Here is a 2,811-nt window from a genome sequence, read left to right as displayed (position 1 = left end):
GGCGGCCGACGTCGACGCCGCGGGTCAGCTCGGCGAAGACCAAGAGTTGCGGGTCGCAGGCCAGCCAGCGCGCCAGGATCGCCTTCTGCTGGTTGCCGCCGGACAGCAGGCGGATCTCCTGCTCCCAGCTCACCGCCCGGACATCGACGGCGGACAGGATGCCGTCGATCGCCGCCGCCCCCACCGCCCTGCCCTGCGGCCGTGAGAACAGTCCGGCCAGGCTGCGGCGGGCCAGCAGGCCGTTGCAGCGCACCGACTGCATCAGCGCCAGCCCGTCGCGCTTGCGGTCCTCCGGCACCAGGCCGAGGCCGTGCCGAAGCGCCGCCCGCACAGAGCCGGGCCGCGCCTCCTCCGCCCCGATCCACATCCGGCCACGGACGAACGGCTCGGCCCCGACCACGGCGCGGGCCAGCGCGGTCTTGCCGGAGCCCTCCAGCCCGGCGACGGCGACGATCTCGCCGCGCCGCACCGTGAGGTCGATATCCGCCAGCAGCGCATTGCCGCCGCCCTCGACCCGCAGCACCGGATCGCCGGGCGGCTCCGCCGGCCGCGGCGGGTAGTAATCGCTGAGCGGCCGGCCGACCATCAGCCGCACCACCTCGTCCGCCCCGGTCTCCGCCCGCGCCCGGGTAGCGACATGGCGCCCGTCCTTCAGCACGGTGACGGTGTCGGCGATGGCGAACACCTCCGGCATCCGGTGCGAGATGTAGACCACGGCGACGCCGGCATCCTTGAGGCCGCGCACCAGCTGCAGCAGCCGCGCCGCCTCGACGTCGTCCAGCGCCGCGGTCGGCTCGTCCATCACCAGGATGCGCGCGTCGACCGCCAGCGCCTTGGCGATCTCCACCGTCTGCTGCTCGGCGATGGTCAGGTCGCGCGCCGGGGTGTCGGGGTCGATGGCGGAGGAGAGGCGCGCCAGCAGCGACCGGGCACCGGCCCGCATCGCCGCACGGTCCAGGCGGAAGCGGCGCACCGGCTCGATGCCGAGATGGATGTTCTCCGCCACCGTCCGGTCGGGCAGCAGGCTCAGCTCCTGGTGGATGATGCTGATGCCGGCGGCGCGGGCGGCGGCGGGATGGGCGAAGCGCACCGCCGCGCCGTCGATCAGGATCTCGCCGGCATCCGGGGCGTAGACGCCGCCCAGCACCTTCATCAGGGTCGACTTGCCGGCGCCGTTCTCGCCGCACAGCGCGTGGATCTCGCCGGCCCGACAGGCGAAGGACACGCCGTCCAGCGCGACCACGCCGGGGAAGGCCTTGCGGATGCCCCGCATCTCGAAGCGCGGCGCCGCCCCGCTCATGCCGCCGCCTCCCACTCGCGCCGGATCAGGGCGATGGCTTCGGCGAACAGCGTGTCGAGGTCGGGGAACAGGTCGCGCCAGACCCGGGTGGCGGCGGCGAGGTCCGGCAGCGCCCGGCCGAAGGCCTCGACCGTCAGCCAGCCATCGTAACCAATGCCGCGCAGGGCCTTCAGCGTCGCCGCGAACGGCACATGGCCGCGCCCGGGGATGCCGCGGTCGTTCTCCGACAGATGGACATGGGTGATGCCGACGGCGTGGGCGGCGATCACGCCGACCGGGTCGCGCTCCTCGATGTTGGCGTGGAAGGTGTCGTACATGAACCCGAAATTCGGGTGGCCGACCCGGGCGCGCAGCGCCTCCGCCTGCGCCATCGTGTTCAGGGCGTAGCATTCGAAGCGGTTCACCGCCTCGATCGACAGGTGGATTCCCGCCCCCTGCGCCCGGCCGGCGGCCCAGTGCAGCGTCTCGGCCAGGTTGGCCAGCTCGTCCTCGGTGGGGCCGGAGCCGGAGAAGACGCCGAGCGGCGAATGATACGGGCCGCCCATCACCGTGGCGCCCAGGGCATGGCCGCAATCGATCGCCCAGGCCAGCCGGTCGCGGGCGCGGCGCCGGATCGCCGGATCGCCGCTCAGCGGGCTGTGGTCGGGATCGGGGATGATGGTCGTGTAGGTGCGGGCCAGCCCCAACTCGTCCAGCACCCGGCCCAGGGCGGCGTAGTGCATCTCGGTGCCCGCCATGACCGGCACCTCGACGCCGTCATAGCCGTGGCGCTTCAGGGATTCGAGCACCGGGCGGTCGGCGGGCGAGATCGCCCCTCCCACCACCAGCAGGTTGAAGCCGGTTTTCACGCGTTCCTCCCAGCCCCGGGCCCGTGGCTTCCGCCCGCGCCCTGGTTCTGTTTTCCGGAAAGCATGAGGTTCGGACGGCGCCGGCGTCAACGCGGCGGCACGGCCCGATGTCCGACATTCTGGACAATCGGCGCGCCGCCGGACGAGGTCGCGATCACCGCCGCGGCTTCAGCACCGCCCGCGCCGTGTCGATGAAGGCGCGCAGCTTCGGCTGGTCCTGGGCCCGGCGCGGGAAGTACAGGAACAGGCCGGGCGTGCGCGGCAGGAAGGGCTGCAGCACCCGTTCCAGCGCCCCGGAGGCCAGCTCCGCTTCGACCGCGATGTCGGCGACATAGGCGAGGCCGAGCCCGGCGCGGGCGAAGGACAGCAGCAGGTCGCCGTCATTGACGATCAGGCTGCCCGGCGAGTCGACCGTCAGGCGCGGCCGTCGCGCTCAAACTCCCAGCGATAGAGCGCGCCGGAGCTGGGGAAGCGGTAGCGGATCGCGTCGTGCCTGGTCAGGTCCTCGGGACGTTCAGGCCGGCCGCGGGCGTCGAGATAGGCCGGGCTGCCGACCACCGACCAAGCGATGTCGCGGGTCAGCCGCACCGCCACCATGTCGCGCTCGACATATTCGCCGATGCGGATGCCGGCGTCGTAGCCGCGTGCGGTCAGGTCGACCGT

General features: G+C 73.0%; 4 protein-coding genes. All 4 read right to left on the bottom strand.

Going from position 1 to position 2,811, the window contains the following annotated elements:
- The coding region (locus tag P409_RS31020; RefSeq protein WP_034847555.1) for a sugar ABC transporter ATP-binding protein at positions 1–1,300 on the bottom strand (1,300 nt) is incomplete at its 3' end.
- Complete coding sequence (locus tag P409_RS31015) at positions 1,297–2,148, bottom strand: sugar phosphate isomerase/epimerase family protein (protein WP_034847553.1); 852 nt, start codon at positions 2,146–2,148, stop codon at positions 1,297–1,299. The genes P409_RS31020 and P409_RS31015, both read right to left, overlap by 4 nt.
- A 154-nt stretch (positions 2,149–2,302) precedes the next feature.
- Positions 2,303–2,539 carry a LysR substrate-binding domain-containing protein gene (locus P409_RS41335; protein WP_274519190.1) on the bottom strand — a complete coding sequence of 79 codons (237 nt, stop codon included), beginning with the start codon at positions 2,537–2,539 and terminating at the stop codon, positions 2,303–2,305.
- Between the two features lie 23 nt (positions 2,540–2,562).
- On the bottom strand, positions 2,563–2,811 hold a 249-nt coding region (locus tag P409_RS41330), incomplete at its 5' end, for a LysR substrate-binding domain-containing protein (RefSeq protein WP_274519189.1).

Source organism: Inquilinus limosus MP06, assembly GCF_000767795.1.
GTDB lineage: Bacteria > Pseudomonadota > Alphaproteobacteria > DSM-16000 > Inquilinaceae > Inquilinus > Inquilinus limosus_E.
This window is presented reverse-complemented; position numbering and strand designations above follow the sequence as displayed.